Consider the following 26,765-nt stretch of genomic DNA (forward strand, 5'->3'; position numbering starts at 1 on the left):
TTCCGCGGGTGACCCGTGAGCCTCCTCGGCTTCGCCTGCGGGGTCTCACATTGGCCACTTCTCCCGCAGGAGTCTTCGTCTTCCACTCCAATCAACAGCTGGAAGCGGTTAGAATCAATAGTACGATAACATATGCATCTTAGAATGATTACTTGCTGCCTAGTCAAATAAGTTTTTCAAAAAGAAAAAAGACCAGAGTCGCCTCCAGTCTTCCAACAAAATCTTATACATTAAAACGGAAGTGAATGACGTCTCCGTCTTTTACTAGGTATTCTTTACCTTCGAGGCGGACTTTTCCTGCTTCACGGGCTGCTCCCATTGTTCCTGCTTCTACCAGGTCTTCATAGGATACGGTTTCCGCACGGATGAAGCCTCTTTCGAAGTCAGTGTGGATGACGCCGGCACATTGAGGGGCCTTCATGCCTTCGCGGAATGTCCAGGCACGAACCTCTTGTACACCTGCTGTGAAGTAAGTAGCAAGGCCAAGAAGGGAATAGGTTGCACGAATCAGTTGATCAAGACCGGATTCTTCAATTCCAAGCTCTTGAAGGAACATCGCTTTTTCTTCGTCATCAAGTTCAGCGATTTCAGATTCGATTTTCGCACAGACAACAATTACTTCAGCGTTGTCTTCTTTTGCGAATTCACGGACCTTCTGTACATACTCGTTGTCAGATGGATCTGCGATTTCATCTTCACTTACATTCGCTACATATAATACCGGCTTTGAAGTAAGAAGGTGAAGCTGTTTAACAAGCTTCATCTGCTCATCAGAGAACTCAACCGTACGAGCAGGCTGCTCCGCTTCAAGAGCTTCTTTCAGCTTCACAAGGATGTCATGCTCGAATACCGCCTCTTTATCTTTTTGTTTAGCCATCTTTTGAACGCGTGCAAGACGCTTATCAACCGTTTCAAGGTCTGCAAGGATCAATTCAAGATTGATGACTTCAATATCAGCAATCGGATCCACTTTTCCGGATACGTGTGTGATGTTGTCGTCCGCGAAGCAGCGGACAACCTGACAAATCGCATCAACTTGGCGGATATGAGATAAGAATTTGTTTCCTAACCCTTCACCTTTGCTTGCCCCTTTGACGATTCCGGCAATATCCGTGAATTCAAAGGCAGTAGGAACGGTTTTCTTCGGTTCCACTAACTCTGTCAATTTATCTAAGCGGTGATCAGGCACCTCTACAATTCCTACGTTTGGATCGATTGTACAGAAAGGATAGTTAGCAGATTCTGCACCCGCTTTTGTAATTGCATTAAAAAGTGTTGATTTACCAACGTTTGGCAGCCCAACAATACCAGCTGTTAAAGCCATTTCGGTCACTCCTCATTATTGTTCTTATCTATGAAAAATCGTGATTGATGTGAAAACTTCTTAATGGTCGAACCCTTCACAATTATAGAGATAATAGAGGGAAAAGACAAGTAGAGGTTGTTGGGACGATAAAGCAGTAATCAGAAAAAAACACCCTCCGTTAAAAAACGGGAGAGTGTCCTTTGCAAGTATATCCTGACAGTCAGAAGGATTAAGCATGTAAAGATATGGGTATGAAAAGAGTAATCAATCTTGGGAACTTTCCAGTACTTTTTTCATTTTTTTCGTAAAATCCTTTCGGGGAATCATTACACTGTGGCCGCAACCTTCGCACTTGATACGGATATCCATACCAAGCCGGATCACCTTCCAGCGATTCACTCCACAAGGGTGAGGTTTTTTCATCTCTACAATATCATTCAGTTGAAATGTTTTTTGCTCCATACGCCTTCCTCCTATTCTTGATCGAACTCTCTTTGTTTTTCTTTAAGAGGCAGAGCCTCGTTCTCCTCTGACCTCGAGTACATCACCATTCGTGGGAATGGAATTTCAATGCCGTGTTTGTCAAGAAGCAGCTTCACATCTTTCCGGATCATCCTGGCGATAAACCAGTGCTTCATCGGAAGGGTTTCAGCCACGATCCGGATCACTACATCTGAGGCCCCGAGTGTTTGTACACCCAATAATTCAGGAGGATTCACGAGATCCTCATACTTTTGAGGAAGAGAAAGAAGCAATTCCTGTATCACTTTTTCTGCTTCTTCTATATTTTCCTCATAGGCAATGCTGACATCAACGACCGCTATGCTGTTATGAATCGAGAAGTTCGTGACTTCTGTGATGTTACCATTCGGGAAAATATGCAGTTCACCCGTCCAGCTTTTTATTTTCGTCGTACGGAGGCCGATTTCTTCAACAGTTCCTTCTGCAGATCCAATTTTGACATAGTCACCGACGGAAAACTGATCTTCAAAGATGATGAAGAAACCTGTAATAATGTCACGTACAAGGTTCTGGGCTCCAAAACCGATAGCAAGACCGACGATTCCGGCACCTGCGATCAATCCTTTTATATCGATGCCGAGCGTTGAAAGAATGGTCATTAAACTAATGAAGTAAACAACATATGCCAATACATTCTCCAGCAGTTTTAATAGGGTAGCTTCACGACGATGTGAAAATTTAAGAGGAGCCTTCGACCGAACTCTAAATACATTCCGGATGGCTGAACGTCCCAGCTTTAACGCAATATATGTAATCAACATGATTGCAGCGATCTTAAGTGTATTTGTCCCCAATGTTACCCATAAATCATTGTCGATAATTTTATCCACAGTGTCATCAACTGTCTTTTTAACATCCTCAGGAGTTGTGTTTGCCATAATATGTATCACCTGCTTATCAGTAATAAGTTACGTATTATTCTATCAAGTTTCCCTGAGCTTGGGTAGTTCTAACCTATCCTTCACAAATGATAGCGAAATTTTTTATTTTATGAAAAATCAGTCTGTTATATGTATGAAAAAACCAAATTGTCCGTATACTGTTAAAAAATACTTTCCTATAAACCTATTTTCAAAGGAGTGGAAGTCATGAATCTTAAAAGAGGATTGTTTGAACGGAGGTCTGAACCTTTTAGAGTCTTTCATCAGGATGAACACGCGGCAAGGGATCTTTCTGTTCAACTTTCATCCATACTTCCCACTCTGTACCGGACACGGCCGATTGTGTTTGTTTGTATCGGTACCGATCGATCGACTGGTGATTCATTAGGTCCATTGATTGGATCGCTGCTGGATGAGCGGACCACTGGGATTTTTCATGTATACGGCACCTTGGATGAGCCCATTCATGCCGTCAATCTGGAAGAGAAGCTGAAGGATATTAAAACCAAGCATATCAATCCATTTATTATTGGGATTGATGCTTGCCTTGGAAGATTGAAAAGTGTGGGGGCCATACAGTTATGTGATGGACCGTTGAAACCAGGTGCAGGCGTTAATAAAGAACTGCCCGAAGTAGGGAATGTGCATTTGACAGGGATTGTAAATGTCAGTGGGTTCATGGAATTCTTCGTCCTTCAGAATACACGATTAAACCTGGTGATGAAAATGGCAAAAACGATGGTCGAAGCCATTGTCCTTGCTGAAGAAATCATCGAACGCAAGAATACGATAAGCATTGAAAAATGGAGAGAAGAATTACATTGATTCCATAATCATAAAAAAACGGGAGGCGCTGCTGCCTCCCGTTTTTAATGTTACATATATAAATGATAAGCATGTATTACTCCGACAACCATGGCTACCACTAAGATGCCCGGCAATAAATTGGCTACTCGTATCTTGGTGATTCCAATCAAGTTCAGCCCGATAGCAAAAATCATGATACCGCCCGTTGCCGTCATCTCAACAATATAGGCGTCCATAAGTTCCTTGGGTACCCATTGGTGAATCTGAGTGGCGAAAAGTGCGATCAATCCTTGATAAAGCATGACCGGGACGGCAGAGAACATGACTCCTATCCCCAATGTAGTCGTTAAGATCAATGAGGTGAATCCATCAATGATCGACTTTGTATAGAGGACATCATGATCTCCTCTAATTCCGCTGTCGAGAGCACCGATAACGGCCATCGCCCCGATCACGAAGATCAAGGTGGCGGTTACGAAGCCTTGAGAGATGGATGTTTCCTTCTTACTTCCAAGCTTCTTTTCCAGCCATGCACCGATTGCATTCAGTTTATCCTCCAGATTCATCCATTCTCCCCATGCCGCACCGAGGGCCAGACTGATGATGACAATAAGATAGTTCTCGCTTTTCAGTCCCATTTGCAAGCCAAGGACCACTACCGCTAATCCTATGGCTTTCATTACCGTTCCCTTCATATTTTCGGGAATGCGGTGAAGAAAAACTCCAAGAAGAGTTCCTAAGATAATACATATTCCGTTTACAATCGTCCCTAACAATACCATATATTTTCCCCTTATCCAGACTAGAAATCTTCTTTTATTTTCTTAAAAGGGAAGAGGACTGACCCTTTGTATCAAATGGGTCAGTCCTTTCTCTGATTAATATCGTCTACTTATTCTGCAGCAGCTCTAAAATCCTGTCCAAATCTTCCTTAGAGAAAAATTCAAGCTCAATTTTCCCTTTTTTCTTTGAGTGTTTGATTGTCACAGTTGTCCCGAACCGCTCCCGGAGCATGGTTTCTTGTTCTTTAATAAACACATCTTTCTTCTTCTCCGGCTTCTTTGTTTCACGTGAAACATTTCCGTTCATTTCCCCGACGATCTTCTCAAGCTGGCGGACATTCAATGATTCCTTAAGAATACGATTCACCAATGTAGAAAGATTTTTCTTGTTTTTCAAGCCCAGCAGTGCCCGTCCGTGTCCCATCGTTAATTTCCCTTCAGAAATCAACTCTTGGATGGGTGCAGGCAGTGATAGCAGCCGTATATGGTTTGCAATGTGCGGACGGCTTTTCCCGAGACGTTTCGCCACTTCCTCCTGGGTGATCTTCAGTTTATCCATCAGCATCTGGTAGGCTGCCCCTTCTTCGATTGGAGACAAATCCTCCCTTTGAAGGTTTTCTAATACGGCAAGCTCCATCATCTGCTGATCATTCAAATCACGGACCACCACAGGAACAACGTCCAATTTGGCAGCAGTGGCTGCACGATAGCGACGTTCGCCGACAACGATTTCGTAGCCTTTAATCGACTTTCTGACAATGATTGGCTGGAGAATGCCGTGCTCCAAAATCGATTCCTTCAATTCTTCAATTGCACCAGGATCAAATATTTTACGTGGTTGATAAGGATTCGGCCTTATGTCTTTCAGCTTTACCTCTTGAACGGTTTCTTCATTTTGAGTAGATTGGACGTTCTGAAACAGAGCGTTAATGCCCTTACCTAAACCTTTAGCCATTCGCCACCACTTCCTTTGCCAGTTCTAAATAAACTTCCGCTCCCCTAGACTTAGCATCATAAATAATGATGGGTTCACCGTGACTGGGTGCTTCACTTAAGCGAACATTACGCGGGATAATCGTGCGGTACACTTTATCTTGAAAGTACTTTTTCACCTCTTCGATCACTTGGATTCCAAGGTTTGTACGTGCATCCAGCATCGTTAACAGCACACCATCTATCATCAGATCATGATTAAGATGTTTTTGAACTAAGCGTACAGTGCTTAGCAGCTGACTCAATCCTTCCAATGCATAATATTCACATTGCACAGGGATCACGACAGCATCCGAGGCCGTCAGTGCATTAATCGTCAGAAGCCCTAAAGATGGCGGGCAATCAATAATAATATAGTCATATTCGTCTTTTACTTTTTCTAATGCTTTCTTTAATCGAACTTCACGAGAGATGGTTGGGACTAATTCAATTTCTGCCCCCGCTAATGAGATTGTCGCAGGTATAATTGAAAGGTTTTCAACTTTGGATTGTTTGATTGTGTCGTTTACATCCACATCATCAACCAATACATCGTATATGCACTGATGTACATCACCTTTTTCCACACCAACACCACTCGTGGCATTTCCTTGGGGATCTATATCTACCAGCAGAACTTTTTGTCCTATGTATGCTAAACATGCACCCAAATTAACGGAAGTGGTCGTTTTGCCCACACCGCCTTTTTGGTTCGTCACCGCTATAATTCTTCCCAAGGTTGTCACCTGCCTTTTGACGTCCAAGATTGGGCGTTTTTTCTTCATAGTATTCTTCTATTCTATCAAAATTCGCGGGAAAATGTCTGATTCTTTTTTGAAAATAATGAAAGCTTAATATAAAGCAATCTGATAATATTAGCCTTCATCCATTGATCCAAGTGGAAAATTGATAAATGTTGTCATATTTCCGCGGAAATTATTTGTTTTGGTCCCTTAATCACCGCAGTTGATTTCCGTGCAAGACTTCGCTTTCCGCGGGTAGCCCGTGAGCCTCCTCGTCGCGTTTGCTCCTGCGGGGTCTCACATTAGCTACTCTTCCCGCAGGAGTCTTCGTCTTGCACTCCAATCAACCGCTGTATCCGGTAATTACCAATATAAAAAATCTGCCCTTTCCATACAATGTACACAAAAAAAGAAAACAAAAAAGCGAGAAACAACCAATCTCTGTTTCTCGCTTTTTATGATTCTATTTTTTCTTTGGGATACGGATGGTAAATTGATAGAATTCGTCGTGCTCTTCTTCCTCGGCGTTGAGGTTGATTCCGCTGTCTGAAACCATGGAAAGAGATTGACGGATTGTATTTACGGCTATGCGCATATCCTTCGAGAATGCTTTACGCTTCGGCTTTGGTTTAGGGGCAGAGCCTTCCTGCATTTTCACTACCCTGTCCTCGGTTTGCTTAACATTTAAGCTTTTTTCGATAATTTCACCAAGAAGCTGAATTTGCTTATCTGCTTTCTTTAATGGAATTAATGCCCGTGCATGGCGTTCCGTTATTTTCTTATCTAATAAAGCATGATGAATTTCTTCTGGAAGCTTTAGGAGACGAAGCTTATTTGCCACAGTGGACTGTCCTTTTCCTAAGCGTTGAGCAAGTGCTTCCTGAGTCAGATTATGCAATTCCAACAGCTTTCCGTAGGCAATCGCTTCTTCGATCGGAGAAAGCTCTTCCCTTTGCAGGTTTTCGATTAAAGCCACTGAAGCTGTTTCGGTATCACTAAGGTTTTTGACGATGGCGGGAACGGTTTCCCAGCCAAGTTTTTGAACCGCTCTGTAACGGCGTTCCCCAGCAATAATTTCATATTGATCTTCACCCGCTTGTCTTACAACGATCGGCTGAATGATTCCATGCGTGTGTATCGTTCTGGATAGCTCTTCAATTTTTTCATCATTGAAAACGGTCCTTGGTTGAAAGCGATTAGGAACGATTTGAGCTACTGGTATTTTCTTAACCTCATCTCGATCTTCCACTACACTTGATTCTTCAGATTCAACATCTTGCTCCTTTTCACCTAGGCCAAAAAAACGAGAGAAAGGATGCTTCATCTTCCTACACCACCTTTAAGAAACTCCCTATATTATAATTCTCTAAAATATGACAAGTTCCTGCCTCATCTAGACATATTCACACAAATCACTACAGTAAAAGCATACCATTTATCCTATAAGAGAAGAACCGCTTATGGTTTCATCCCTATTCTAACGGCAATTTATTAGGGGTACCCGGTTTTCTTGGATACTTGTTGGGTGTTTCTTTTACTTTTTTTATTTTGACGATATTGCGTTCACTTTCTTCTTCCGGAAGGAAAAATGAAAACACTTTTTCAGTTTGTCCGCCAAGTGTCGAAACTGCTTTTTTCCCAACTGTCAATTCTTCGTTTGCATTTGAAGCCTTCATGGCTACAAAATATCCGCCTTTTTTCACGAGAGGGAGGCAAAGTTCGCTTAGCACAGACATTCTGGCTACCGCTCTGGCAGTCACGAGATCATAGGATTCGCGGTGTTCCTTCTTTTTCCCGAAAGTCTCTGCCCTGTCATGATAAAAATGAGTGTTCTCAAGCCCTAACTCTTTTGATAAATAATTCAGGAACGAAATACGCTTGTTCAGTGAATCGACAATCGTTATATGTAAGTGAGGGAAGCAGATCTTAAGAGGGATGCTTGGAAACCCTGCTCCCGCTCCCACATCACATATCGTTTTCACGTCGGTAAAGTCAATAAAAAATGCTGCACTGATTGAATCATAAAAGTGCTTCAAATATACTTCTTCCTTGTCCGTAATGGCAGTCAGATTCATCTTTTCATTCCATTCGACAAGAATTTCAAAATATCGCTCGAATTGATCTAATTGCCCGGGAGAAAGAGAAATCCCTTTCTCCTCCAGGCTGGATTGGAATTGGTCTATATTCATGCTTACCTTACCCTTCCTTTACCTATTGATCGCCTGAAACTTTCGCAATTTTCCCTTGTTCGATATACACAAGCAAAATCGAGATGTCTGCAGGGTTGACTCCTGAAATTCTTGAAGCCTGCGCGAGTGACAGCGGGCGCACTTCGATCAGTTTTTGTCTGGCTTCTGAAGCCAAGCCGCTGATTGCTTCATAATCAATGTTTTCAGGGATTTTCTTATTCTCCATCTTTTTCAGCTTATCGACTTGCTGAAGGGATTTCTCGATGTACCCTTCATATTTCACTTGGATTTCGACCTGTTCTTCAACATCTGAAGAAAGCTCAACCTCACTTGGTACAAGTCGTTTGATATGGCTGTAATTCATTTCAGGACGCTTCAATAAGTCGACTGCGAGAATACCATCCTTCAACTCACTGCCTCCTGCTTCGCGTATCACAGCTTGAGTCTCTTCCACAGGTTTGATGCGGATAGATTTCAACCGCTCTTTCTCGGCCTCGATAGCTTCCTTTTTCTCAGTGAAACGCTGATATCTTTCCTCGGAAATCAACCCGATGCGCTTTCCGACATCCGTCAAGCGCAGATCTGCGTTGTCATGTCGTAATAATAATCGGTATTCTGCACGGGAAGTTAATAAGCGATAAGGCTCATTTGTCCCTTTTGTGATAAGGTCGTCGATCAGCACGCCGATGTATGCATCGGAACGGCTGAGGATGACTTCCTCTTTATCAAGGGCACGGCAGGCGGCATTGATACCGGCCATCAGACCTTGTCCGGCTGCTTCTTCATATCCGGATGTCCCGTTGATTTGACCTGCTGTATAAAGATTTTTGATCTTCTTCGTTTCAAGCGTCGGCCATAATTGAGTCGGAACGATGGAATCATACTCAATCGCGTAGCCTGCACGCATCATCTGTACTTTTTCAAGACCCGGGATCGTAGATAGGATCTTCTGCTGCACATCTTCAGGAAGGCTTGTCGATAAACCTTGTACATATACTTCCTGAGTGTTTCTTCCTTCCGGCTCCAAGAAAATTTGATGACGGGGCTTATCATGAAAACGAACCACTTTATCTTCAATAGATGGACAATAACGAGGCCCTGTCCCTTTGATCATACCTGAATACATCGGAGAACGATGTAGATTGTCGTCGATTAATTTATGTGTTTCTTCATTTGTGTACGTCAGCCAGCAAGGCAGCTGATCGGTAATATATTTTGTCGTTTCATAACTGAACGCGCGAGGTACATCGTCACCAGGCTGAATTTCCGTTTTGGAATAATCAATCGATGAGCTGTTTACACGCGGCGGCGTTCCCGTCTTGAAACGAACCGTATCAAACCCGAGTTCCCTGAGATGATCCGCCAAGCGGATGGAAGGCTGCTGGTTGTTCGGGCCGCTGGAGTATTTCAGGTCTCCTAAAATAATCTCACCGCGAAGGAATGTGCCTGTCGTAATGACAACGGTCTTCGCACGGTATGCGGCACCGGTCATTGTCACGACACCTTTACATTCTCCGTCTTCTACAATCAACTCTTCAACCATTCCTTGAAGAAGGGTCATATTCGGTTCATTTTCAAGCGTTCGCTTCATTTCATGTTGATAAAGGAATTTATCCGCCTGCGCTCTAAGTGCTCGAACGGCAGGACCCTTCCCTGTATTCAACATTCTCATTTGAATATGCGTTTTATCGATGTTGCGCCCCATTTCTCCACCGAGGGCGTCGATTTCACGTACTACAATTCCTTTTGCCGGGCCGCCGACGGATGGATTACACGGCATAAAGGCAACCATATCCAGATTGATGGTCACCATTAACGTTTTCGCTCCCATCCGGGCAGAAGCGAGTCCTGCTTCAACACCGGCATGTCCAGCACCAATGACAATGACATCATATTGTCCTGCGTCATATTGCATGGTTTATTATTTCCTCCTTATTGGGTGAGGGTTCGCTCATCCAAATAGTATAATGTTTATTTTCCTAGGCAGAATTGAGAAAACAGCTGATCAATCAGACTTTCATGGACACTGTCACCGATGATTTCACCCAACAGCTCCCACGTTCTCGTTAAATCGATCTGGGCTATATCGATAGGTGTTCCCATTTCTACACTGTTAATTGCTTCATTGATTGCTTGAGATGCTTGATTCAACAAGGCAATGTGACGGCTGTTCGAAACATAAGTCATATCCCCTGCTTCAATGGATCCTGCAAAGAAAAGAGATGAAATGGCTTCTTCCAGCTCATCAATCCCTTCTTCTTCTAGTAAGGCAGTTGTCACAAGCGGATGTTCTTTCGCAAGTTCCCTGACTCGACCTAAGTCAATCTTTTGCGGAAGATCCGTCTTATTCACGATCACGATGACGTCCATTCCTTTTACCGCTTCAAAAAGCTGCTCATCCTCATGAGTCAGTTCATCGGCATAATTTAGGACAAGAAGAATCAGATCTGCTTCTTTCAGGACCTGCCTTGAACGTTCGACCCCGATTCGCTCGACAATATCTTCTGTTTCACGAATCCCTGCAGTATCCACCAAGCGAAGCGGTACACCGCGGACGTTCACATATTCCTCAATCACGTCGCGTGTCGTTCCTGGAATGTCAGTGACAATCGCTTTATTTTCATGCACGAGGCTGTTCAATAAAGAAGATTTCCCGACATTCGGACGTCCGATGATGACAGTGGACAGTCCTTCGCGGAGGATCTTCCCCTGCTCCGATGTTTGGATCAATTTATCGATTTCGTCCCGTACGCGTTTTGATTTTTCCATCAATACTCCATGCGTCATTTCTTCAACATCGTCGTATTCAGGATAGTCAATGTTCACTTCAACGTGAGCAAGGGTTTCCAGGATTTCCTGACGCAGTTTCCTGATCAATTTTGAAAGGCGGCCTTCCATCTGATTTAAGGCAACGTTCATCGCCCGGTCTGTTTTGGCCCGGATCAGATCCATCACCGCTTCAGCTTGTGATAAATCGATTCGGCCGTTTAAGAAGGCCCGTTTTGTAAATTCACCCGGCTCCGCTAACCTCGCCCCATGCTTCAAGACAAGCTGAAGAACTTTATTGACGGAAACCAAGCCGCCGTGACAATTGATTTCAATAATATCTTCACGGGTAAAGGTTTTTGGTCCTCTCATGACAGAGACCATAACCTCTTCCACTACCTGCTCGGTATCCGGATCGATGATATGTCCGTAATGAATCGTATGAGAGGCAAACTCCTTCATGGAAGTGCCCTTCATTCCTCTAAAAACCTTCGCACCGATATCAAAGGCTTCATCCCCGCTTAAACGTACGATGGCAATCGCCCCTTCACCCATCGGTGTCGAGATGGCTGCAATTGTATCCAGTTCCATTCTTATCACCTCTCTTTTTATATTGGTTTTGAATCTATATAAACGAATGAAATTCAGAGAGCAAAGTTTCCCCAAATTATTAGAATATCACAAACCTATTTAATACAAAAGAAACTAATTTCCTTTGCCTTCACGTTATCCACAGACTATTATCTCTCATCTATATTATTTTAACTTATCCACATGTGAATAACAATAAAACGGGTTGAAAACGGGTATCCACAAGGTGGAAGAGATGGAAGTTTTAAAAAATCATAAAAAAAGACGACCCCGCAAAAAGGATCGTCTCTCTTAAAACTTATTTAGGTGCAATCACGATATACCGATTAGGTTCCCGGCCTTCAGAATACGTGTCCACTTTTTCAGCATTCACTAAAGCCGTATGAATCACTTTTCTTTCATAAGAAGGCATCGGTTCAAGTGAAACAGCGCGGTTGGTGCGCAGTGCTTTATCGGCAAGCCTTTCTGCCAGGTTGGTAAGGGTCTGGCGGCGGCGTTCACGATAATTCTCCGCATCCAAAAGGATGGTTAAAAACTGATTGGACTCCTTATTTGCTGCCAATTGCGTCAAATGCTGAAGCGCATTTAATGTTTGTCCTCTTTTTCCAATTAAAAGGGCCATTTTTTCGCCTGATAAACGGAACTCAACATCTCTTCCGCTCTGATGCACATCAATGCGAGCTTCCACTCCCATTGCGCGCGCCACAGATAATAAGAAGTCTTTCGCTTCATCAACCGGATTGATCGCTTTTTTCACCTGAACGACTGCGGGTCTTCCTCCGAACAGCCCGAACAAGCTTTTTTTACCTTGGTCTATAACTTCGATTTCTGCTTCTTCTTTGGTGATGTTCAGTTGAGACAAGGCTGATTCAATGGCTTCTTCCACCGTTTGACCAGTCGCTTTCACTTCTCTCACTTTTTCTTTCCTCCCGAACCACCAGCTTTTGCTGCTTGTACTTCTCTGATATCAGGACCTTTGATGAAATACGTTTGAATAATCATGAACATGTTACCGATTACCCAGTATAAGGAAAGGGCTGACGGGAAGTTGATGGCAAAGATCACGATCATCACCGGCATGATGTAAAGCATCATCGCCATTTGAGGATTTTGATCTGCCGTACCTGCCATCATCAGCTTTTGCTGGATGAACGTTGTAATACCGGCAACAACCGCAAGGATAATATCTCTTTCTCCAAGGTCGAACCATAAGAAATTATGTTCTGCAATTTCTCTTGTACGTACAATCGCATGATAAAATCCGATCAGGATCGGCATTTGAACGATCAAAGGGAAACATCCTGCCAAAGGATTGACTCCATGTGACTGGAATAACGCCATTGTTTCCTGCTGAAGCTTTTGTTGAGTTTGAGCGTCTTTTGAACTGTATTTTTCACGAAGCTTTTTCATTTCCGGCTGCAATGCCTGCATCGCTTTGGAATTTTTCGTTTGTTTAATCATTAACGGTAAGATGGCTAAACGGATGATCAGCGTGACAATGATGATCGCCAGACCATAAGAACCGCTGAACCATTCTGCAACCATTGTTATTAATTGTGATAATGGCCACACAATATATTCATTCCAAAAACCTGAGCTTTCAGGTGTGATGGGCTGGTTATATTCCGTACAGCCTGATAAAACAGCCATTAGCCCAATGATTCCCATGAGGGCTATAATTCTCTTTTTCACCCTTATTTTCCTCCCAACTAATATGTTTCTACACGACTCTTTCGCAATCTTTGCTGCTTTACAAATATGAAAAGCAGCAATCTTTTAGAAAACAGCCTTTTACTTATAGTCAAGGACTCGTTTCCTCAACCTTATTTCTCAAAAGTACAATCCCTCGTATTGTAACATCTTTTCAAAGGGTTGTGATGTTGAAACTTGTCTAAATAATAAATACTTTTTACTTTTTCCTATCATTTTTACCACTAGAAGGCTTTTTCAATACTTTCCCTCTTTTTAAAACATGAGTAAGACTGCTTTTTACTTCATGAAAATTCATGTCGGCCGCCGGTTTTCTGGCGATGATTAAATAATCGTGGTGATCTTGAACGTCTTCTCGCAACTCTAGAAAAGCCTGCCTCACGTATCGCTTGATCTGATTTCTGCAGACCGCATTCCCAATTTTCTTACTGACGGAAATTCCGATCCGGAAAGGCTGGGCTTCTTCCTGCTTTAAGGTATAAAGAACAAATTGCCTGTTTGCAAATGATGTCCCTTTTTTAAAAATCTCTTGAAATTCTTTGTTTTTCTTCACTCTTTGTTCTTTACGCATAAGCCACACCTGTTTTTTTGTTTTTCATTAAGTCTTTCATTTATGAGAAGATCTTAATCATTTTTGCTCGATTACTAGAAAAAAAGACCACTGAGTCAGTTCAGTGGTCTAAGCAGATAATACTTTTCTTCCTTTAGCACGGCGACGAGCTAATACTCTACGTCCGTTCTTAGAGCTCATACGCGCACGGAAACCGTGTACTTTACTTCTTTTACGATTATTTGGTTGAAACGTTCTTTTCATCTATTGACACCTCCCTGAAGGGTTCATCTTCATAAGTTAAAGACATTCCTCACTATTATAAGGATGACCACCATAAAAAGTCAACACTCATATTATTTTATTTTTGGGTATCTATATTTTACTAATTATTTTGTTTGTCTTCAAAAAAGTTAACTCATGGTGATTAGACTTTTAAACACAGTACTGACTGCTGGAACACCGACCGTTCCTTTGCGCTGCAGGCATTTGCTTTCCGCGGGGAGAAATTCGAGCCTCCTCGGCTTCGCCTCCGGGGTCTCGACCTTTCCTCTATCTCCCGCCGGAGTCAAATGCCTTCCACTCCAATCCACTCTGGGTTTTTATATATTGTAAGTAAACGAAAAATACTTTTGAAAGATGTTTTCTTCAAATTTATTATCTATTGAAAGGTGAGTTCTGTCTCTTCTATAAAAAAGTTCAATTTTGGTGATTGCTCCAGAAGTATTCTTTAACAATTAATGATAGTCTCTCCTCCGTATTATAACCGGATCCAGCGTTGATTGGAGTGCAAGACGAAGACTCCTGCGGGAAAAGTGGCCAATGTGAGACCCCGGAGGCGACAGCCGAGGAGGCTCACGGGTCACCCGCAGAAAGCGAAGTCTTGCACGGAAATCATAAGCGGTATTCAAAAGTCCTTAAAGGTAACTCACCGATATTATTTTCGTCTCCTGCTGCCTTCTACAAAATCTCTCCCAACAATCAAAAAAACACCCTGTGGATAGTTTTCGACACGATTTTCAATTATCCACAACACCTATTGACAGGTTTTTCACAAGTTCAATCCTTGTGGACAATTTAATTCCACAGCACCAAGAGGTTGTGGATAAAATATAAAAAGCATTGCACCTCTAAGGATATTTTGATATGATTATTGTGTTTTCACTCTTGATAACTTCAAATACGGATTTTACTTATCCACAAAATGTGGATATCATGTGGGTAACTTATTCAGAGGGTTTGTAAAACATTGTCCACAGGTGGTGGATATTGTCGACTAACCGTTTTCTTTCCTTATTATATATATTTTCCACATTCAGTCCATTGTATTTTTATTAGATAAAGAGATTTGACACGTCTACGGGTTGTACAGAGGTTATACAAACGAGAAAAGGAGGGATCAGGATTGGAGAATATCGGGGATCTTTGGAGTAAAGCCTTAGAAAATATCGAGAAAAAAATCAGTAAGCCAAGCTTCGACACTTGGTTGAAATCGACAAAGGCTCATTCCATTCAGGGAGATACTCTTGTGATTACCGCTCCAAATGAGTTTGCAAGAGATTGGTTAGAAGGTCGGTACTCTCAACTCATCTCCGGAGTATTGTATGATATAACCGGTGAAGAGCTGGTCGTCAAGTTCATAATTCCCCAAAACCAGGAACCGGAAGAGTTCGATATTCCAGTGCCGCCGAAAAAGTCCGGGAAAGATGATGACCAGTACGATCTTAATCAAAATATGCTGAATCCTAAATATACATTCGATACATTCGTCATCGGGTCCGGAAACCGATTTGCTCATGCTGCGTCTTTAGCGGTGGCTGAAGCACCTGCAAAAGCATATAATCCCTTATTTATTTATGGGGGAGTAGGACTTGGAAAGACCCACTTGATGCATGCGATCGGCCATTATGTGCTCGAACATAATCCGGCTGCAAAAGTGGTGTATCTATCTTCTGAAAAATTCACGAACGAGTTCATCAACTCGATTCGTGATAATAAAGCAGTCGATTTCCGCAATAAATACCGGAGTGTTGATGTGTTGTTAATTGACGATATTCAATTTTTGGCCGGTAAAGAACAAACGCAAGAGGAATTTTTCCATACATTTAATACATTGCATGAAGAAAGCAAGCAAATTGTCATTTCCAGTGACCGTCCTCCAAAGGAGATCCCGACATTGGAAGACCGCCTGCGTTCCCGCTTCGAATGGGGCCTTATCACCGATATCACGCCTCCTGATCTGGAGACGAGAATCGCGATTTTAAGGAAAAAGGCGAAAGCAGAAGGCCTGGATATCCCGAACGAAGCCATGCTTTATATCGCCAATCAAATCGATACGAACATCCGTGAGCTCGAAGGTGCACTGATCAGAGTCGTTGCATACTCTTCACTTATCAATAAAGACATAAATGCCGATCTCGCGGCTGAAGCATTGAAGGATATCATTCCAAGTTCAAAGCCCAAGGCCATTACCATCCAAGAGATCCAGCGTGTTGTCGGCGAGCATTTCAATGTGAAATTAGAGGACTTCAAAGCAAAGAAACGTACCAAATCCATTGCCTTTCCTCGCCAAATCGCCATGTACCTTTCAAGGGAAATGACCGATTCTTCCCTTCCTAAAATAGGCGAAGAATTCGGCGGACGCGATCACACAACCGTCATCCACGCCCACGAAAAAATCAGCACCCTGCTAGGAGCAGACGCCCTCCTGCAGCAGCAGCTGAAAGACATCAGGGATTCTCTTAAGTAATAGTATGAGAAGGGGCTGCTTGAAAGTTGATAGATGATTTCAGCTCAAGAATATAGCGGGATCCACGAAATAGATCGGATAAGGGAATATTAGACTCTCTTTTAGAATTTTAATAATAAATTCAACTGGTTCGAGCGGTTGATTGGAGTGCAAGACGAAGACTCCTGCGGGAAAAGTGACCAATGTGAGACCCCGGAGGCGCTAGCCGAGGAGGCTCACAGGGCACCCGCGGAAAGCAAAGTCTTGCACGGAAATCAATAGCGGTTTTCAAAGAGTTTCTAACTCGACAAAACTAGTAAAGAGACTTTTTAATAACTGAATACTGTTGATAACCGAGACCAACTAGCACACAGTCTGTCCACATGTGGATAGGCTGTGTTTCCGTTCAATTCACACACTTATCCACATATCAACAGGCCCTACTAGTACTATTACTTATTTTAAATAAATTATTAATATATGATTCAGTCCATAAAATTATGTGCAAATTGGAGGAAATAATCATGAAATTTGTTATTCAGAGGGACGATCTTGTTCAAAGTGTCCAAGATGTCATGAAGGCTGTAACGTCAAGAACAACCATTCCAATTCTTACAGGAATTAAAATCATTGCTACAGAAGAAGGAGTAACCTTAACCGGAAGCGATTCTGATATTTCGATCGAATCCTTTATCCCAAAAGAAGAAGAAGGCACTGAGATTGTAGAAATCATGGAAACCGGAGGAATCGTCCTTCAAGCCAAGTTCTTTAGTGAAATCGTTAAAAAACTTCCTAAAGACACGGTTGAAATTGAAGTTCAAAATCATTTCCAGACGGTCATTCGTTCTGGAAAAGCAGAATTCAATTTGAATGGACTGGACCCTGAAGAATATCCGCATCTGCCTCAAATTGAAGAAGGTAATGGAATCAAAGTGTCAACGGACCTTTTGAAAACGATGATCAGACAAACGGTATTCGCAGTGTCCACCTCAGAAACACGCCCTATCTTGACAGGTGTAAACTGCCAGATCGCAAACGGGGAGTTAAGCTGTATTGCAACAGATAGTCATAGGCTGGCCATGAGAAAAGCGCCGATCGAAACGAACAATGATGCGTCATACAATATCGTCATTCCAGGAAAGAGCTTGAACGAGTTAAACAAAATCCTTGATGACACGGACGAGCCTGTAGAAATCGTCATCACTGAAAACCAGGTGCTGTTTAAAGCAAAACACCTATTGTTCTTCTCAAGATTACTTGAAGGGAATTATCCTGATACAAGCCGTTTGATTCCGTCTGATACAAAGACTGAGCTTACTTTGACCACAAAGGAATTCTTACAGGCGATCGATCGTGCTTCGCTATTGGCTAGAGAGGGAAGAAACAATGTAGTCAAACTTTCCACGCTTGAAGGCGGGATAATCGAAATTTCCTCCAATACACCTGAAATCGGGAAAGTCATCGAGCAGGTTCAAAGCCAGTCTGTAGAAGGAGAAGAATTAAAGATCTCCTTCAGTGCGAAATATATGATGGATGCATTGAAAGCCATCGAAGGAACTGAAATCTATGTGAATTTCACAGGAGCGATGAGACCATTTGTGTTAAAACCGCTTCATGACGATTCGATCCTTCAGTTGATTCTTCCTGTGAGAACGTATTAATAAATTTCAAAGCTGATGCCCGGTGGCGTCGGCTTTTTCTTTTGTAAAAGGTATTGTGAAAAATGGAGTTTCTTGTCGAATTGCCGGTAAACTACTGATCATTGTCCGAACCCGCTGAATTTTGTCCCCATTTCCAAAAAAATGTCCGAAAATCCCGTTTTCCGTCCGTATTCCAAAAAAAATGTCCGATTACCGTAACCCGTGATCGATTTCCTTTCTCTCTCCAAGCAAGCTGATAGACCTTCTATCTTTCCTTAGTTGTGACTTAAGAGAATTTAGAGTAAAATAAGATATTAGAGACTTTATACGGAAAGTAGTGATTCTAGTGGAGAAAAAGGTCACGATTACGACGGAGATCATTACACTCGGACAGTTCCTGAAACTTGCCGATGTGATTCAATCCGGCGGCATGGCGAAATGGTTTTTAAGTGAATACGAGGTATACATAAACGGTGAGCAGGACCAGAGAAGAGGACGAAAGCTTGCAGTCGGGGACAAAGTTGAAATTCCGGAAGTAGGAGTCTTTGTGGTTGCTGGAGAATAATAAAGGATGTTATGTCCATGTATATTGAACAATTGGAATTGAAGAATTATCGGAATTACGAATCGATCGAAGTGAATTTTGAAAACAAGGTGAACGTCATACTGGGGGAAAACGCCCAGGGTAAGACGAACATTATGGAGTCCATCTATGTTCTGGCCATGGCGAAGTCCCACCGGACGTCAAATGACAAAGATTTAATCCGCTGGGACGAGGAATATGCTAAAATAAAAGGTAGGATTCAAAAGTATAATGGGGGGCTGCCTTTGGAACTTGTGCTTTCAAAAAAGGGCAAGAAAGCAAAGTGCAATCACCTTGAACAGCAGAAGCTGAGTCAATATGTCGGCAATATGAATGTTGTCATGTTTGCGCCTGAAGATCTCCATTTGGTAAAAGGGAGCCCTCAAGTTAGGCGTCGTTTTATTGATATGGAAATCGGGCAGGTTTCACCTGTTTATTTACATGATATCAGTCTTTATCAAAAAATATTACAGCAGCGGAACCATTACTTGAAACTTTTGCAGTCGAGAAAACAGACTGATCAAACGATGCTTGACGTACTGACTGATCAATTCATTGAAGTGGCGGTCAAGATAGTCAAGAAACGGTTTGATTTCGTCCAGCTTCTTGAGAGTTGGGCAAAACCGATCCATTCAGGGATCTCAAGGAACCTTGAAACGCTGGAAATCCTTTATAAACCCTCTTTAGATGTATCAGATGATCAAGAATGGTCAAAAATGGTAGAGGTATACGAACGGAAATTTGAAGGGATACGCGAGCGTGAAATCGATCGTGGAGTCACTCTTGCCGGGCCGCATCGGGACGACTTGCAGTTCATTGTTAATGGACGCGATGTCCAGACGTTCGGATCGCAGGGACAGCAGCGGACAACGGCGCTCTCTGTAAAGCTGGCAGAAATCGAACTCATACATTCTGAAATTAATGAATATCCAATTCTGCTTCTCGACGATGTATTGTCGGAACTCGATGATTACCGTCAGTCCCACTTGCTCAACACGATACAAGGCAAGGTACAGACCTTTGTCACGACCACCAATGTGGACGGAATCGATCATCAAACGTTAAACGAGGCAGCGCAATTCGAAGTGGAAGCGGGAACTATGAAAAGACTGAAATGAGGTGGTACCTTGTACATTCATGTCGGAGAAGATGTCATGGTACGAACAGATGACATCATCGCAATAATCGATCGAGATACCGTACAGTTTTCAGAAGAATTACAGCTTTTTTTGAAGAATAAAGATAATCACCTTTGTAATCTTGCAAAGGGTTCATATAAATCTCTCGTTATTACGAAGAATCAATTGTATCTTTCCCCACTAGCATCCAGCACGCTTAAGAAACGATCAAAGAAATACTCAAACTATGAGAATTTATTATAGAAATACAAGCCCGAAAGGTTAGAAAGTGTAGGTGAATCGGCATGGCTATGGAACAAAAACAAGCACAAGGTCAATCCTATGATGAAAATCAGATTCAGGTTTTAGAAGGATTGGAAGCCGTACGTAAACGACCAGGAATGTACATCGGATCGACAAGCGGAAGAGGTCTTCATCACTTGGTATGGGAAATCGTCGATAACAGTATCGATGAAGCACTTGCAGGTCATTGTGATGAAATCGAAATCGTCATTGAAGAAGATAACAGCATCACTGTAACGGATAATGGACGAGGGATTCCGGTCGGGATTCACGAGAAGATGGGTCGTCCAGCGGTAGAGGTCATCATGACCGTCCTTCACGCAGGAGGAAAATTCGGCGGCGGCGGATACAAAGTATCCGGAGGCCTGCATGGTGTAGGCGCCTCGGTTGTTAATGCCCTCTCTACGGAACTTGAAGTACATGTACACCGCGATGGGAAAATCCACTATCAAAAATTTGAAAAAGGTGTCCCTAGCTTCGATCTAAAGATCACTGGTGATACAGATAAGACCGGAACCGTCATCCACTTCACTCCAGACCCTGAAATTTTTACTGAAACGACAGAATACGACTATGATACGCTGGCAAATCGTGTTCGTGAGCTGGCTTTCTTAAACAAAGGAATCCAAATCAGTATTGAAGATAAGCGCGGAGAAGGAAAAAGAAGAGATTATCATTATGAAGGCGGTATTAAGTCGTACGTAGAACATTTAAACCGCTCAAAAGAAGTCATCCATGAAGAACCGATTTTCATTGAAGGTGAAAAAGACGATATTACCGTTGAAATCGCCCTTCAGTATAATGATGGATTTGCAAGCAATCTTTATTCTTTCGCCAACAATATTCATACTCATGAAGGCGGAACTCATGAGTCCGGATTTAAAACGGCATTGACAAGGGTCATCAACGATTATGCCCGCAAGAACCATGTGTTCAAAGAAAGCGATGCAAATCTTTCGGGTGAAGATGTCCGTGAAGGACTGACTGCCATCATCTCGATCAAACATCCGGATCCTCAGTTTGAAGGTCAGACGAAAACAAAACTCGGTAACTCGGAAGCTAGAACGATTACAGATTCCCTGTTTTCAGAACATCTGGAAACGTTCCTGCTGGAAAACCCGGTCGTTGCCAGAAAAGTGGTTGAAAAAGGACTTATGGCCGCACGCGCCCGTATGGCTGCGAAGAAAGCCAGGGAGCTTACACGCCGTAAGAGTGCGCTTGAGATTTCGAGCCTGCCGGGTAAGCTGGCGGATTGTTCTTCCAAAGATCCAAGCATCAGTGAGATTTATGTGGTGGAGGGTGACTCAGCCGGCGGATCTGCCAAGCAGGGCCGTGACCGTCACTTCCAGGCGATCCTGCCGCTGCGCGGTAAAATCATCAATGTTGAAAAGGCCCGTCTCGATAAGATCCTTTCCAATAATGAGGTCCGGGCAATTATCACGGCTCTAGGTACAGGGATCGGGGAAGATTTCGATCTTTCAAAGGCGAGATATCATAAAATCGTCATCATGACCGATGCCGACGTCGACGGTGCCCATATCCGTACTCTCTTGCTGACGTTCTTCTATCGTTATATGAGAAAAATCATCGAAGCTGGATTCATCTATATCGCCCAGCCGCCGTTGTACAAGATCCAGCAAGGCAAGAAGATCGAATATGCCTACAACGATAAAGAGCTTGACCGCATCCTTGCAGAAATTTCACCAACGCCTAAACCTGGTATTCAGCGTTACAAAGGTCTTGGGGAGATGAACCCTGAACAGTTATGGGAAACAACAATGGATCCCACTTCCAGAACACTGCTTCAAGTAAGTCTGCAGGACGCCATCGAAGCCGACGAAACCTTTGAAATCCTCATGGGTGATAAAGTAGAGCCTAGACGTAACTTCATTGAAGAGAATGCTGCTTACGTTAAAAACCTGGATATCTAATATTAAATAAGGTTTTCAGATCGTGTTGCTCTTTAGCTATATTAAGAGCACACAGTGGATTGGAGCGGAAGGCACTTGACTCCGGCGGGAAATAGAGGAAAGGTCGAGACCCCGCAGGAGCGCAGCGACGAGGAGGCTCGACTTCCTCCCGCGGAAAGCAAGTGTCTGGAGCGCAAAGAAACGGTCTGAGTGACCAGTGATTACAACCTTAGAAAACAACATTTTTAAAACAGGATAGACACATCAATCTATCCTGTCTTTTACATAGAGGACAAGGATAACAAAGAGAAAGGTCCAAATCTTTCTTTAAAAGGAGGTCCCTTATACTATGGCAGAAACACCAAAATCAAATGTTAAAGAGATTAATATAAGCAATGAGATGCGCACATCGTTCCTGGATTATGCGATGAGCGTTATCGTCTCGCGTGCCCTTCCCGATGCCCGTGACGGATTGAAGCCGGTTCATCGCCGTATTTTATACGCGATGAACGACCTGGGAATGACTGCGGACAAAGCATACAAGAAATCTGCCCGTATCGTCGGTGAAGTTATCGGTAAGTATCACCCGCACGGTGACTCAGCTGTATATGACACCATGGTGCGTATGGCGCAGGATTTCAACTATCGCTACATGCTTGTGGACGGGCACGGAAACTTCGGTTCTGTCGACGGGGATGCTGCGGCAGCGATGCGTTACACAGAAGCACGAATGTCCAAGATATCCATGGAACTGATCCGTGATATCAATAAAGACACAATCGACTACAAAGATAACTATGATGGCAGCGAACGCGAACCGGAAGTACTGCCGGCCCGATTCCCCAACCTTCTGGTGAACGGATCGTCAGGTATCGCTGTTGGAATGGCGACGAATATTCCTCCTCATAACCTTGGTGAGGTGATTGACGGGATTCTTGCATTAAGTAAAGACCCTGACATCACAATCCAGGAATTGACGGAATACATCCATGGACCGGACTTCCCGACTGCCGGCTTGATTGTGGGCAGAAGCGGAATCCGCCGAGCTTACGAAACAGGTAAAGGGTCCATTACGATGCGTGCCCGTGTGGAGATTGAACAGAAGAGCAACGGAAAAGAAACAATCATCGTTCACCAGATCCCATATCAAGTGAACAAAGCAAAGTTGATTGAAAAAATAGCGGATCTTGTCCGCGATAAGAAGATCGACGGCATCACGGATCTTCGTGATGAATCAGATCGTAACGGTATGCGCATTGTCATTGAAGTCAGAAAAGATGCCAACGCCAATGTGCTCCTGAACAATCTTTACAAGCAGACAGCCCTGCAGACAAGCTTCGGGATCAACCTGCTGGCTCTCGTTAACGGTCAGCCGAAAGTGTTGAATCTGAAAGAATGTTTATATGAGTACCTCCAGCATCAACGCGTGGTCATCCGCCGCAGAACTGAGTTTGAATTGCGTAAAGCGGAAGCAAGGGCGCATATCCTGGAAGGGCTTCGCATTGCACTTGATCATATTGATCAAATCATCGCACTTATCCGCGGTTCCCAAACGACTGAACTTGCGAAACAAGGACTGATGGAACAATTCTCTCTATCTGATAAACAAGCGCAAGCGATCCTTGATATGCGTCTTCAACGTTTGACAGGTTTAGAGCGCGAGAAGATCGAAGAAGAGTACCAGGAATTAATGAAGCTTATTACAGAACTGAAAGCCATTTTAGCAGACGACGAAAAAGTTCTTGAAATCATCCGTGAAGAGCTTCTGGAAATCAAAGAGCGCTTCAATGATGAAAGAAGATCTGAAATTGTCGCAGGCGGAATTGAAAACATAGAAGATGAAGATTTGATCCCGCGTGAAAACATCGTGGTTTCCCTGACTCATAACGGCTATATCAAACGCCTTCCTGTCTCCACATACCGCAGTCAAAAGCGCGGCGGACGAGGGATCCAGGGTATGGGTACAACGGGAGATGACTTTGTCGAACACCTACTGACAACATCGACGCATGATACGATTCTGTTCTTTACGAATAAAGGGAAAGCATATCGTGCAAAAGGATATGAAATCCCTGAGTTCAGCCGTACGGCAAAAGGACTGCCGATCATCAATTTGCTCGGAGTAGAGAAAGATGAGTGGATCAATGCGATGATCAGGGTAGAAGAGTTCGTGGATGACTGGTATCTATTCTTCACGACAAAACATGGAGTATCCAAACGTACACCTGTATCTGATTTTGCCAATATCCGTACAAACGGACTGATTGCGATCAATTTGAGAGAGAATGATGAATTGATCTCGGTCAAACTTACTGACGGTGAAAAAGATATGATCATCGGTACGAAAAAAGGTATGCTGATTCGTTTCCCTGAAACAGATGTGCGTTCAATGGGACGAACAGCGACCGGCGTTAAAGGAATCAACCTATCCGATGATGATATCGTCGTAGGGATGGAGATCCTGGAAGAGAAAAATGACGTCCTCGTCGTGACCGTAAACGGATACGGTAAGCGTACACCGGCAAGTGAATACAGAGTTCAAACCCGGGGCGGTAAAGGACTTAAAACGTGTAACGTGACGGAGCGGAATGGGGAACTTGTTTCGGTTAAAGCCGTAACAGGGGAAGAAGACCTCATGATCATCACAGCACACGGAGTTCTCATCCGTATGGACGTAAATGATATCTCGACAACCGGCCGTAACACTCAAGGTGTGAAACTGATCCGTCTTCAGGAAAGTGAATTCGTTTCTACTGTCGCAAAAGTAGAAAAAGAAGAAGAGGAAGAAACCGAATCACCTGTAGAAACAGCAGACGATGCAGAACACACAGAAGCAGAGTCAACAGAAACTGAAGAACTTACCAACGAACCTGGTGACGATTCAGAAGAATAAATGATGATAAGCTATTTCCTGAAGAAATGATTTTCTTCAGGGAATAGCTTATTTTTTATGTTTTAAAGATTATTGTTGGTTTTGTTGGTTCCAGCTGTTGATTGGAGTGCAAGACGAAGACTCCTGCGGGAGAAGTGGCCAATGTGAGACCCCGGAGGCGAAGCCGAGGAGGCTCACGGGTCACCCGCGGAAAGCGAAGTCTTGCACGGAAATCAACAGCGGCGATTAAAAGATAAATTTTTCAAAAAATCAAACTAATATGAATCAAATTTGGTAAAATAAACTAAATAGACAAGGATGATTTGAGGTGCAATGAAGTGAAAGTACATCGCGATGAAGTTCAAACGGGTTGTATTGTGGAAAAAGATATCATGGGAATGACCGCAAACCTTATCATTCCTAAAAATACAGTATTAAATGACGAGCATATCAAAATCCTCCGAGCATTTAATATCACTGAAGTAACGATAGAGAAAACAAAAGCTGACGGACACAATTACCGGCCCAAGCAAATGCCGACTCCGACTGATGCAGCTGTCAAGGAACAAACTTCCGCTGAAAGCCTAATTGGGGCAAATACTGATAAGGGATTCACCAGTACCTATTTAAAAACTGTTGAGGAATTCAAAAAGGAATTCACAAACTGGCAATCTGGTACACCGATTAATATTGCTAAAATGAGAGAAATTACCTTACCACTCGTAAAAACGGTCGAACAGAATAAATTTTTAATATACTCATTAAACCAATACTCTACGAAAAAAGAATATCTATACCATCACCCTGTTGCTGTCAGCATTTTGAGTGCGATGATTGGAAAGAAACTCGGACTTAAAAGCGGTCAGGTCAATCAACTGGCCCTTGCAGGCGTATTGGCGGATTGTGGAATGGCAAAGGTCTCGACATACATCCTGAATAAAGAAAAACCTCTTTCAGAAAATGAATTTCAAGAAATCAAACTTCACACTGCAAACGGATATAAGATGGTAAAGGATTCTCCCCTCTTAAAACCAGAAGCGAAACTTGCAATCTTTCAACATCATGAACGTTTCGATGGTACCGGCTACCCGACCTCCGAAAAAAGTGATCGAATCCACCTGTATTCTCAGATTATAGGAATTGCCGATGTGTTTCATGCCATGACGTCAGAGAGGATATATAGAAGCAGACAGCCGATCTTCAAGGTCCTCGATATGATCAGCAGAGATCTCTTTGGCAAGTTTGATATAAAAGTGGTGAATGCACTCATGAAACTGGTTGGTGACTTGGATATTGGAACAGCAGTAAAACTATCAACCGGTGATTATGGAGAGGTAGTCTATACAAAAGCAAACGCATTTACGAAGCCCATCGTTAAATTAAACAATAATGAAGAGCTTCTCGATCTGTCACAAAAGAAGGATGTATATATAACAGAAGTACTGGGGTAACAGTTGGTTACAAAAATTCGTTTCTCTTAAACCAAGAAAATTTGTTTTTTTCTTGGTTTATTTTTTTCTGAAATAACCCTTGCTAAATTACTTAATTCTATGTATACTATTATTTGTTGTCCGAAAGACAGTACATATTCATTCCCAAAAACATTTTTGCGAAATAATAAAAAAGTATTGACGATAAGCGGACAAGATGTTATATTATAAAGGTCGCTTCAAACGGAGCACACAACAAATTGAACCTTGAAAACTGAACAAAACAAGACAATACGTCAACGTTAATTCTAGATTTACCGCAACGATTGAATCGTTGCAAAAAGAGCTATTCAAACTTTTAT

At 42.8% G+C, this 26,765-nt stretch carries 23 protein-coding genes; 9 read left to right on the forward strand and 14 right to left on the reverse strand.

Going from position 1 to position 26,765, the window contains the following annotated elements; all coding sequences use genetic code 11:
* Nucleotides 1-223: 223 nt before the first annotated feature.
* The 3 genes from ychF to AAEO50_RS18855 all read right to left on the reverse strand — a co-directional run bounded on the left by ychF (nt 224) and on the right by AAEO50_RS18855 (nt 2,706).
* Complete coding sequence (gene ychF, locus AAEO50_RS18845; protein ID WP_341985896.1) at nt 224-1,324, reverse strand: redox-regulated ATPase YchF; 1,101 nt, start codon at nt 1,322-1,324, stop codon at nt 224-226.
* A gap of 246 nt (nt 1,325-1,570) precedes the next feature.
* Nucleotides 1,571-1,768: a DUF951 domain-containing protein gene (locus tag AAEO50_RS18850; protein WP_341985897.1), complete on the reverse strand. Its 198-nt coding sequence runs from the start codon at nt 1,766-1,768 to the stop codon at nt 1,571-1,573.
* Nucleotides 1,769-1,779: 11 nt separating this feature from the next.
* On the reverse strand, nt 1,780-2,706 hold the full coding sequence (locus AAEO50_RS18855; RefSeq protein ID WP_341985899.1) for a mechanosensitive ion channel family protein: 927 nt from the start codon (nt 2,704-2,706) through the stop codon (nt 1,780-1,782).
* 210 nt (nt 2,707-2,916) lie between these two features.
* Here AAEO50_RS18855 and yyaC point away from each other — a divergent pair, with 210 nt between their 5' ends.
* Nucleotides 2,917-3,534: a spore protease YyaC gene (gene yyaC, locus AAEO50_RS18860; protein WP_341985900.1), complete on the forward strand. Its 618-nt coding sequence runs from the start codon at nt 2,917-2,919 to the stop codon at nt 3,532-3,534.
* Between the two features lie 50 nt (nt 3,535-3,584).
* On the opposite strand, the gene AAEO50_RS18865 is transcribed toward yyaC, so the two are convergent.
* The 11 genes from AAEO50_RS18865 to rpmH form a co-directional block, all read right to left on the reverse strand.
* On the reverse strand, nt 3,585-4,298 hold the full coding sequence (locus tag AAEO50_RS18865) for a DUF554 domain-containing protein (protein WP_341985901.1): 714 nt from the start codon (nt 4,296-4,298) through the stop codon (nt 3,585-3,587).
* Between the two features lie 106 nt (nt 4,299-4,404).
* On the reverse strand, nt 4,405-5,253 hold the full coding sequence (locus AAEO50_RS18870; RefSeq protein WP_341985902.1) for a ParB/RepB/Spo0J family partition protein: 849 nt from the start codon (nt 5,251-5,253) through the stop codon (nt 4,405-4,407).
* Complete coding sequence (locus AAEO50_RS18875) at nt 5,246-6,007, reverse strand: AAA family ATPase (protein ID WP_341985917.1); 762 nt, start codon at nt 6,005-6,007, stop codon at nt 5,246-5,248. The genes AAEO50_RS18870 and AAEO50_RS18875 overlap by 8 nt, the downstream gene beginning before the upstream one ends.
* 469 nt (nt 6,008-6,476) lie before the next feature.
* Nucleotides 6,477-7,337, reverse strand: coding sequence for a nucleoid occlusion protein (noc, locus tag AAEO50_RS18880; RefSeq protein WP_341985903.1), 861 nt, complete (start codon nt 7,335-7,337; stop codon nt 6,477-6,479).
* A gap of 148 nt (nt 7,338-7,485) precedes the next feature.
* Entirely contained in the window at nt 7,486-8,202 is a 717-nt protein-coding gene (gene rsmG, locus AAEO50_RS18885) for a 16S rRNA (guanine(527)-N(7))-methyltransferase RsmG (protein WP_341985904.1), read from the reverse strand.
* Between the two features lie 22 nt (nt 8,203-8,224).
* Nucleotides 8,225-10,117: a tRNA uridine-5-carboxymethylaminomethyl(34) synthesis enzyme MnmG gene (gene mnmG, locus AAEO50_RS18890; protein WP_341985905.1), complete on the reverse strand. Its 1,893-nt coding sequence runs from the start codon at nt 10,115-10,117 to the stop codon at nt 8,225-8,227.
* Nucleotides 10,118-10,173: 56 nt separating this feature from the next.
* The gene (mnmE, locus tag AAEO50_RS18895; protein ID WP_341985906.1) at nt 10,174-11,559 is read right to left on the reverse strand and encodes a tRNA uridine-5-carboxymethylaminomethyl(34) synthesis GTPase MnmE; all 1,386 of its coding nucleotides are present in this window, start codon (nt 11,557-11,559) and stop codon (nt 10,174-10,176) included.
* Nucleotides 11,560-11,857: 298 nt separating this feature from the next.
* Entirely contained in the window at nt 11,858-12,475 is a 618-nt protein-coding gene (jag, locus tag AAEO50_RS18900; RefSeq protein ID WP_341985907.1) for an RNA-binding cell elongation regulator Jag/EloR, read from the reverse strand.
* Nucleotides 12,472-13,251, reverse strand: coding sequence for a YidC family membrane integrase SpoIIIJ (spoIIIJ, locus tag AAEO50_RS18905; protein WP_341985908.1), 780 nt, complete (start codon nt 13,249-13,251; stop codon nt 12,472-12,474). The genes jag and spoIIIJ overlap by 4 nt, the downstream gene beginning before the upstream one ends.
* A gap of 217 nt (nt 13,252-13,468) precedes the next feature.
* On the reverse strand, nt 13,469-13,840 hold the full coding sequence (gene rnpA, locus AAEO50_RS18910) for a ribonuclease P protein component (RefSeq protein ID WP_341985909.1): 372 nt from the start codon (nt 13,838-13,840) through the stop codon (nt 13,469-13,471).
* Between the two features lie 108 nt (nt 13,841-13,948).
* On the reverse strand, nt 13,949-14,083 hold the full coding sequence (gene rpmH, locus AAEO50_RS18915; RefSeq protein ID WP_175989820.1) for a 50S ribosomal protein L34: 135 nt from the start codon (nt 14,081-14,083) through the stop codon (nt 13,949-13,951).
* 1,141 nt (nt 14,084-15,224) lie between these two features.
* On the opposite strand from rpmH, the gene dnaA reads away from it, so the two are divergent.
* From dnaA to AAEO50_RS18955, 8 genes are all read left to right on the forward strand, one after another.
* On the forward strand, nt 15,225-16,568 hold the full coding sequence (gene dnaA / locus AAEO50_RS18920) for a chromosomal replication initiator protein DnaA (RefSeq protein WP_341985910.1): 1,344 nt from the start codon (nt 15,225-15,227) through the stop codon (nt 16,566-16,568).
* A gap of 503 nt (nt 16,569-17,071) precedes the next feature.
* Nucleotides 17,072-18,208, forward strand: coding sequence for a DNA polymerase III subunit beta (gene dnaN, locus AAEO50_RS18925; RefSeq protein WP_341985912.1), 1,137 nt, complete (start codon nt 17,072-17,074; stop codon nt 18,206-18,208).
* A 325-nt stretch (nt 18,209-18,533) separates the two neighbouring features.
* On the forward strand, nt 18,534-18,752 hold the full coding sequence (gene yaaA, locus AAEO50_RS18930; protein ID WP_341985913.1) for a S4 domain-containing protein YaaA: 219 nt from the start codon (nt 18,534-18,536) through the stop codon (nt 18,750-18,752).
* Between the two features lie 17 nt (nt 18,753-18,769).
* Nucleotides 18,770-19,888 carry a DNA replication/repair protein RecF gene (gene recF, locus AAEO50_RS18935; RefSeq protein WP_341985914.1) on the forward strand — a complete coding sequence of 373 codons (1,119 nt, stop codon included), beginning with the start codon at nt 18,770-18,772 and terminating at the stop codon, nt 19,886-19,888.
* A gap of 9 nt (nt 19,889-19,897) precedes the next feature.
* On the forward strand, nt 19,898-20,152 hold the full coding sequence (gene remB, locus AAEO50_RS18940) for an extracellular matrix regulator RemB (protein WP_032087143.1): 255 nt from the start codon (nt 19,898-19,900) through the stop codon (nt 20,150-20,152).
* Between the two features lie 47 nt (nt 20,153-20,199).
* Nucleotides 20,200-22,122 carry a DNA topoisomerase (ATP-hydrolyzing) subunit B gene (gene gyrB, locus AAEO50_RS18945; RefSeq protein ID WP_341985918.1) on the forward strand — a complete coding sequence of 641 codons (1,923 nt, stop codon included), beginning with the start codon at nt 20,200-20,202 and terminating at the stop codon, nt 22,120-22,122.
* A 328-nt stretch (nt 22,123-22,450) separates the two neighbouring features.
* Nucleotides 22,451-24,994, forward strand: coding sequence for a DNA gyrase subunit A (gene gyrA, locus AAEO50_RS18950; RefSeq protein WP_341985915.1), 2,544 nt, complete (start codon nt 22,451-22,453; stop codon nt 24,992-24,994).
* Nucleotides 24,995-25,311: 317 nt separating this feature from the next.
* The gene (locus AAEO50_RS18955) at nt 25,312-26,424 is read left to right on the forward strand and encodes an HD-GYP domain-containing protein (protein ID WP_341985916.1); all 1,113 of its coding nucleotides are present in this window, start codon (nt 25,312-25,314) and stop codon (nt 26,422-26,424) included.
* Nucleotides 26,425-26,765: the final 341 nt, after the last annotated feature.

This window comes from Rossellomorea oryzaecorticis, assembly GCF_038405515.1.
Lineage (GTDB): Bacteria > Bacillota > Bacilli > Bacillales > Bacillaceae_B > Rossellomorea > Rossellomorea oryzaecorticis_A.

Bases quoted from the DNA above. Each gene is read 5' to 3' on its own strand.
- rnpA (WP_341985909.1), bottom strand. From the start codon at position 13,840: ATGCGTAAAGAACAAAGAGTGAAGAAAAACAAAGAATTTCAAGAGATT.
- AAEO50_RS18850 (WP_341985897.1), bottom strand. From the start codon at position 1,768: ATGGAGCAAAAAACATTTCAACTGAATGATATTGTAGAGATGAAAAAA.
- rpmH (WP_175989820.1), bottom strand. From the start codon at position 14,083: ATGAAAAGAACGTTTCAACCAAATAATCGTAAAAGAAGTAAAGTACAC.
- yyaC (WP_341985900.1), top strand. From the start codon at position 2,917: ATGAATCTTAAAAGAGGATTGTTTGAACGGAGGTCTGAACCTTTTAGA.
- AAEO50_RS18865 (WP_341985901.1), bottom strand. From the start codon at position 4,298: ATGGTATTGTTAGGGACGATTGTAAACGGAATATGTATTATCTTAGGA.
- ychF (WP_341985896.1), bottom strand. From the start codon at position 1,324: ATGGCTTTAACAGCTGGTATTGTTGGGCTGCCAAACGTTGGTAAATCA.
- AAEO50_RS18870 (WP_341985902.1), bottom strand. From the start codon at position 5,253: ATGGCTAAAGGTTTAGGTAAGGGCATTAACGCTCTGTTTCAGAACGTC.
- recF (WP_341985914.1), top strand. From the start codon at position 18,770: ATGTATATTGAACAATTGGAATTGAAGAATTATCGGAATTACGAATCG.
- dnaN (WP_341985912.1), top strand. From the start codon at position 17,072: ATGAAATTTGTTATTCAGAGGGACGATCTTGTTCAAAGTGTCCAAGAT.
- mnmG (WP_341985905.1), bottom strand. From the start codon at position 10,117: ATGCAATATGACGCAGGACAATATGATGTCATTGTCATTGGTGCTGGA.
- rsmG (WP_341985904.1), bottom strand. From the start codon at position 8,202: ATGAATATAGACCAATTCCAATCCAGCCTGGAGGAGAAAGGGATTTCT.
- AAEO50_RS18855 (WP_341985899.1), bottom strand. From the start codon at position 2,706: ATGGCAAACACAACTCCTGAGGATGTTAAAAAGACAGTTGATGACACT.
- noc (WP_341985903.1), bottom strand. From the start codon at position 7,337: ATGAAGCATCCTTTCTCTCGTTTTTTTGGCCTAGGTGAAAAGGAGCAA.
- mnmE (WP_341985906.1), bottom strand. From the start codon at position 11,559: ATGGAACTGGATACAATTGCAGCCATCTCGACACCGATGGGTGAAGGG.
- gyrB (WP_341985918.1), top strand. From the start codon at position 20,200: ATGGAACAAAAACAAGCACAAGGTCAATCCTATGATGAAAATCAGATT.
- gyrA (WP_341985915.1), top strand. From the start codon at position 22,451: ATGGCAGAAACACCAAAATCAAATGTTAAAGAGATTAATATAAGCAAT.